2 protein-coding genes are annotated in these 7,310 nt (G+C 68.1%); both read left to right on the plus strand.

From position 1 onward, the window contains the following. Positions 1-362 precede the first annotated feature (362 nt). Positions 363-2,474: a lamin tail domain-containing protein gene (locus VAE46_RS05025; RefSeq protein ID WP_322795823.1), complete on the plus strand. Its 2,112-nt coding sequence runs from the start codon at positions 363-365 to the stop codon at positions 2,472-2,474. A gap of 1,023 nt (positions 2,475-3,497) precedes the next feature. Continuing rightward, on the plus strand, positions 3,498-7,310 hold a 3,813-nt coding region (locus VAE46_RS05030; RefSeq protein ID WP_322795824.1), incomplete at its 3' end, for a hypothetical protein.

Raw genomic sequence — 7,310 nt, forward strand, 5'->3', positions numbered from 1 at the left:
CGGACTGTGGGCGGGTTTCCACCATCGAAAGATGGTGGCTTCATTGAGGGTGAATTGTTAAGGTGCGGTGGCGCCGAAACGCGCCCAGTTTCCACCATCGAAAGATGGTGGCTTCATTGAGGGATCCTTACCGGGACGTCACTGGTAATGCCATCGTTGGTTTCCACCATCGAAAGATGGTGGCTTCATTGAGGATCGTGCTCACGTTAGGCGCTCGCCCCTCCTGGCCTTTTGGCCGGTCGCCAGTTTCCGCTCAAGGCTGGACGACCTGTGATACCAGCTCGTTGTTCGCCGCGAGGGCTTGACGTGCCAACGCAACGTCGCTACGTTCCCGGCCATCTTGAGCGCGAGGGGTGAGCGGCATGACCCGCGGGCGACGCGTCCCCGTTCTGCCGCTGCTCCTCTCGGCGTTGGCGCTGCTCGGGCTGGCCGCCACGATGGCTTCGCCCGCCGGCGCCGATGGCAATCTGCTCGCCAACGCTGATTTCCTGCTGCCGCTGGATGACGATTGGGCCCCGGACGGGCTCGACCACGACCCCGACGACCCTGCGCCCGGGGCGGTGGTGCTCACGGGCCAATCCGGGAGCGTTCGGCAGGGCGTGGAGGCTGCACCCGGCCAGCTCTTCCGGGCGACCCTCACCCTCTCGGGCGAACCCGGGACCAGCGCCCGGCTGGCGCTGCAGCCGTGGAGCCAGTCGGGCATCGTCGGGCTGGGGACGGTCAGCACGAGCGAAGTCGCGCTCGGGCCCGCGCCGCTGACGCTGAGCGCGGAGCTGGCGTCGGCGCCGCCGGGGACGGTCGCGCTGGTGTTCGTGGTCACGCTCATGGGGCAGGCCGGGCAGAAGGTCCGGCTGGTGGGAGCGAGCCTCGAGGTAGAGGCGGGGCACCCGACCCCGACCGCGACGCCGACGCCGACGCTTGAACCGACTGCGACCCCGACGCCGGCAGGTGCCGCGAGCCCCCCACCGGGAAGCGGGAGCGGTTCGAGCCCAACGCCAACGCGCACGCCGACTGCCACCCGGACGCTGACCCCCACCAGGACGCCGACGCCCACCCGTACCCCGACCCCGCCGCGGGTGGGAACGCCAACCCGTACGCCGACGCTGGCGCCGACTTCGACCCCCACCCCGCCGCGGGGTTCGGATGCCGGCGGGCTGCTGGCGAACGGAGATTTCGAAGTGGTGGTCGATGGTCGGCCGGCGTACTGGGCGAAGTACGGCGGGGAGATGCGGGCGAGCCAGGACGCCCACGGCGGGCGCTACGCTGCCTGCCTCGATTCGGAGACGGCTTCGACGAAGTGGCTGCATCAGCCGGTGCCGGTGGAGGGCGGGGCCTGGTACGCCGCGCGGGCCGCGGCGATGACATCGGGCGGCGAAGCTTCGCTGCGGGTCAGCTGGTACGCCTCGGCCGATGGCAGCGGTTCGGCCCTGGCGAACGCCGAGAGCGAGCGGACCGCAGGCGGGTGGAGCGAGCTGGAGACCGGGCCGGTGCGCGCGCCGGCGGCAGCCCGGTCGGCCCGGGTGCGGCTGCTGCTGCACCCTGACGGGCCGTCGACCGCGTGCTTCGATGACGCCTGGTTCGGCCCCTCCGAAGAGCCGCCGCCCACGCCGACAGCCACGCCGAGGTCGGCTTCGAGCCCCGCGAGCAGCGCGACGTCCCCGGCGGGTTCGACGCCGCGAAGCACGCCGGCACCTGCCCGCAGCAACGGCGGCGGAGGTTCGCCGGCGGCCCCGGCTGCGACGGCCTGGAGCGGCCCCGAGACCCTGCGGCTGAGCGAGGTGATGAGCGACCCACCGGCTGCCGGCCGGGACGCCGCCGAGGAGTGGGTCGAGCTCTGCAATACCGGCGGGGAACCGGTGGACCTTGGGGGCTGGGTGCTGGCCGACGGCGCGGCACGCGATAGCCTGCCTGCGCTTGCCCTGCCCGCTGGGGCCTGCGCGGTGGTCGCAGGGGCGGACGCTGCCTTCCCGGAGGACGTCCTGGTGGCGCGCGTCCCGGACGGCGAGATCGGCAACGGGCTGGGCAACGGCGGGGATGTGCTGCGTCTTATCAGCCCCGCCGGGCGGCTGGTGGATGAGCTCTCCTGGGGCAGCCGGACCGACGTGTTCGACCCGGCGCCGACGGCGCCCGGCCCGGGCGAGACGCTGGGACTGCGGGACCTCCTTGCGGAGCCGGATGCCGCCGCCTGGGCGATTACCCTGCGCCCCACGCCGGGCCGGCCAAATGAATTTCCGGCAGGGGCCGCCCCGACAGTGGCGGGTGCGCGTTCCGAGGGGAGCGGGTCGACGCCGGGGGAAGGGCGCACGCCCGGCCCGGTCGTCATCCAGGCGGCCGATGATGGGAACGACTCGGTGGCACCGTGGCTTATCCTCGGCGGGCTGGCCGGCATCGCCACCGGGATGGTGTACGCGGCACTTGCCCCGCGCATCCGCAAACTGCTGGGCCGCCGACGGGGAGGGCGCCCGAAGCAGTAGACCGGCGACAGGGTCCACATGACCGGCCGCTATGGGCGAGTCACGCTACCGTGGGACTCTACCGAACGCCATGCTGTCATCGGCCGGGCGACATCATCGCAATGAGCGTTGACAGGCGGTTGCCGGGCGGTCACGATGCGGGCGCTCTCTGTGCGCCGGGATGTGAGCGGAGGCGTGGATGGGTCGGGGCTCGCGAGCGGAAGTCCCGAAGGGGGTTGGGCGACGAAGGCTCGTTTGTCTGCTGTAAGGCGGAGTTCAAAGACGCCCTGGGAGCCCTTGTTAGGCTGGCGATGGCCTCGGACGGCGGCGCTTCTCGCCTGCCTGGCGCTCGTGTCGATGGTTGGCGGCGGCGCAAGCGGCTCAGCCACCCAGGCCACTCGAACGATTCGCATCGAAAAGGTCGTGGTGGGCAATGGCCTGCCGGCGCAGTGGTCATTTTCGGGCTCAACGACAAACGCGGGCGACTGGACTGTTTCGGCACAGGCAACCGAATTCGACTTCCTTGTTGAGGCCAACAAAGAGCACCTGACAACAGAAAACCCGCCGCCTTCCTGGAGCGGGTGGTCTCTCGGAGGATACAAGACCGTCGCGAGGACTAGGGATGAGTGCGGCACAAGCGGCTACAACGATAGTCCAACGAATGGCGCTATTCCCCCGGGTACAGGAAACCAGAAAGTATGCATTCGGAACAATTTCTCCGGCGGGACGTTGGTTGTCGGGACGGTCGTGAACGGAGACGCCGCGGGTGCGCCCGACATTTCTGGAAATGTGGCACAGGGCACAACCAGCCTCACAGCGTGGGGGCCGGTGGCTGCAAGCGCCTTCATGCCGTCAATGGGCTTTGCAACCGACAGCTACCATTTGGAACTAAACGCGCTGCCGGCCGGCTGGCAGGTAGTGGGATGGTCGACAGGTTCCATCTTGAATGGTCAGCCGCAGTGCCCGACCGGTCGGGCTTCCTATGCAACCGGGGGAGCATTCGATTTCAGTATTGTCCAAGCGCAAACAACTGTGGTTTGCCTGATGTACGGGCGCAGTACTCCCCAAGTCCACATCACCTTCTCCAAGTACATCTGCGACACCTACGCCCAGGTGCCAAGAAACGAAGGAAACCTGCAGCAGTACACGAGCGATATTGGGCTCCCGCTGAGTGGTTCGCCGCTGCCGCCCACGGTGCTCGGCGGCGAGTACCCCGCGAGCGGCAGCGATTTCGTCACGCCGCGGCCGAGCGAACCGTGTGCGCTGGCGACGGGCCCGTGGTCGTTCGAAATCCTGGACGCGAACGGGGCGAATGTCCTGCAGACGGTCGCGGTGACGGGAAGCCAGGCAGTTGAGCTCGACCCGGCCGTCGTGGCGGAGATCTTCGGGGCGAACGGGTACGCGCGGGTGCGGGAGGTGCTCCCGTCGAGCGGGTATGGGTTCGGCGCCCTGAAGTGCCTGGCCGACCACTACGACGCCGACAATTCGGAAGATCTTCGGAAGAGCGACATCGAGACCGCGCTGGCAAATGGCTCGCCGATGCACTGCATCGCCTACAACGTGCCGCCGACGAAGACGGTCATCATCACGAAAGAGTTCGTTGGAGCGAATCAGATTTCTTCCAACGACTATCCGCACTTCACATTCGAACCGGAGCCTGCTAACTGGGTGTTCAACGACAATTGTACAATGAGCGCGAATGGCACGACTGTGACATGGACGTGCATCGTGCCAGGGAGCTGGAATGGCACGGTGAGCGAAGCGCCGTCCCCGGGCTGGCAGGCGTGCACCTTGAGCGGGCCGCCTGGTCCGGAGGGGGAGCAAGGACCGCAGGGACCGCCGGGGCCAAGCGGCGAACAGGGGCCTCAGGGACCGCCGGGGCCGACTGGCGGAGGTCCGACGACCTTCGCGTTCACCAATTGCAAGCAGCCGCAGGTCATCGTGAAGAAGGTCGTGACCAACGTGGAGAACGACACGACCCAGTTCACGGTGACCCTCAGCGACGGCTCGCAGAGTTCTCAGACCGGCCAGGTCGCTGAGTGGAGCAGTTCGGGCCAGGCGTACGCTCTCTTCGGCAACCTGGACGTCTCCGGGAGCTACACCGTGACCGAGAGAGCGCAGGACGGCTACCAGGTGCTGGGGTGGAGCCAGTCGGGTCCGGACGGGAACTGCCCGGGGACGCCGCTCAGCAGCGGGGCGGCGGCATTTGTCGGCCAAGTCCCGGCGGGTGAGACGGTCGTCGTCTGCTTCTACAACGCGAAGATTCAGGGGCCGACCATCACGAAGGCACCGGTCTACGCGGCATCGACCGGTGACCCGCAGCAGGTGGCGTGGACGGTGACGGTGAGCAACCCGTCCGCGGCGGACGGCGGGGTCGCTCGCGCCCTCGTCATCAAGGAGCTTTCAGACGTGACGGTTGTGTCGGGTTCGTCGGCCGGCGGGGCGGGGTGCGGGCCGGGCTTTACTGCGGACGTGACGAGCGAGGCAGGGGCGAGCTGCACCTTCCCGGCCGGGTCCTCGCTGACGTTCACCGTGAAGGCGAACCCGACACCGGCTCGAACCTGCGGGGACACACCGATTACCAACACGGTCCAGCTCTATGCGCGGTCCGGGGAGGTGGCGGTCCTGGTCGAACAGGCCTCGTCGACCATCACCCTCAAAGGCGACCCCGCGCTCTGCACCCGCGAGGTCACGATCTGCAAGGTGGTCGAGGACAACGGGGACGGCGTGACCCGTAAGAACCAGACCTTCACCATCCAGGCGAGCTATGGGCAGCAGTCGCAGGCGGTCCAGCTGACCGTGGATGAAGGCGGCCAGCCAGCGTGCGCGGTGATTTCGGTCCCCGCTGATGCCCAGGTAACCATCTCGGAGACCGGCACCCCCGCCGGGTGGCAGCATGCCGCCGGCTACCCGCAGGTCACCTCCTCGCCGAGCCCGGAGACGTACACCGTCACCAACAAGGAGCAGCCGGTCACCGTCACCGTGAAATTCCAGAAGGTGATCTGCAACAGCCTTGGCGATGTCGCGAAGAACGACGGCACCGGCATCGATGACATCGGCAGGCCCTCCATGTCGTCGACCGGCGGCCTGAGCGGCCAGCTCAACCAGACCGTGGCTCCCGCCGGCGGCGATGACCCGGTCACCCCGTCGAACGACGGCCGGAGCCAGTCCAACTGCCATGTCTGGGGCGACGGCGAGGGCGAAACCGGCGACTGGAACTTCTACCTGAAGAGCGCGGACGGCAACACGCCCCTTGCGACCATCGCCCACAACGCCGCAAACGACTACGGCACGCACACCCTCGCCCCGGCGCAGCTGGCGCTCGCGCTCCAGGCCAACACCCTCCGGGTTGAGGAGGAGCTGCGCACGGGCTACGGGTTCGCCGGCCTCAAGTGCTGGAAGGACCACCTCAACCAGGACAACTGGGAGTGGATCGACTTCAGCGCCGGGCTGCCGGGCGCGGACCAGGAGGTCTGGTGCATCGCCTACAACGTGTCGGCCGAGAAAGAGATCGCGCTCATCAAGGCGTTCTTTGGGGTGACCTCGGTCACCGAGGCCGATTACCCAACGTTCACCATCACCGACCTGCCCGGCTGGACCATGGCGGCCAACTGCACCGGCCCGGTCATCGAAAATCCCGAAGAGACGTGGGAGCCGGTGGTCGCCATCTGGGTGTGCAAGGTCCCGTACTGGTGGGTGCCGAACATAGAGAACGTCATTGAAACGCCGGCCGAAGGGTGGCAGCAGTGCGAATTCCCGGCCCAGGTCGCCGATAACGGCAACGGGTCGGAGCCGTATCCGTTCTTCTTTGCCAACTGCAAGCGGCCGGAGATCATCGTCAAGAAGGTCGTGACCAACGTGGAGAACGACACGACCCAGTTCACGGTGACCCTCACCGGCTCGCAGACGTCGCAGACCGGCCAGATCGCGGAGTGGAGCACCAGCAACGCCCCGGTCAACGCCACCTTCAGCAACCTCGAGGTCTTTGGCAGCTACACCGTGACCGAGGGGCCGCAGAACGGCTACCAGGTGCTCGGCTGGGCCCCGGGCGGCGAAAACGGCGCCTGCCCGGCGGAGGCAACCAACACCGGGGATGCTGAGGTTTCGAACCTGCTCCCCGGCGAGACGGTGGTGATCTGCTTCTACAACCAGCGCTTCGGCAACGTGGTGGTCGATAAGCAGGCACCGTCGGGCACGGTTGCGCCCGGCACCACCTTCAACTGGACCATCTCGGTGAGCGTGGCCGACGGCCCGACCTCGTCGCCACTCACCCTCACCGACAGCCTGCCGGGCGGCTTCACCTACGGCAGCCCGTCGGCGACCTCGCCGCTGAGCTGCACGCTGAGCAGCGGGACGCTGAGCTGCACGCTGCCCGCCAACACGCCGGTCGGCACCTACACGGTCACCATCCCGGCGACGGTCCCGACCAACGACTTCAGGGTCTGCGGGGAGACCACCAACACGGTCAGCTTCGAGGGCGCCGACACCGAGGGCAGCGACTCCGCGACGGTGACCATCGGCTGCACGGCGAACGACGGCCGCATCCTGGTGCGCAAGGTGGTGGTGGGCCAGCCCGGCGATACCACCGGTTTCACCGCGACCATCCAGGGCCCCGGCATCAGCGGCACCGGCACCACGCCGTTCAGCCAGCAGAACGTCGGGTTCTTCCTCGGGCTTGCCGCCGGCACGTTCACGGTCGGTGAGCAGGCGCAGGCCGGGTACGCCTACCTCGGCTGGGCGTTCGGCAGCATCGTCGGGGACAGCGTGACCTGCCCGGCGCAGCCGACCGGCACCGGGAACGCGAGCGTGCTGCTGACCACCGTCAGCCCGCAGGCCGCGGTCTGCTTCTACAACCAG

The organism is Tepidiforma sp., assembly GCF_034433535.1.
In the GTDB taxonomy this organism is placed as follows: Bacteria; Chloroflexota; Dehalococcoidia; order Tepidiformales; family Tepidiformaceae; genus Tepidiforma.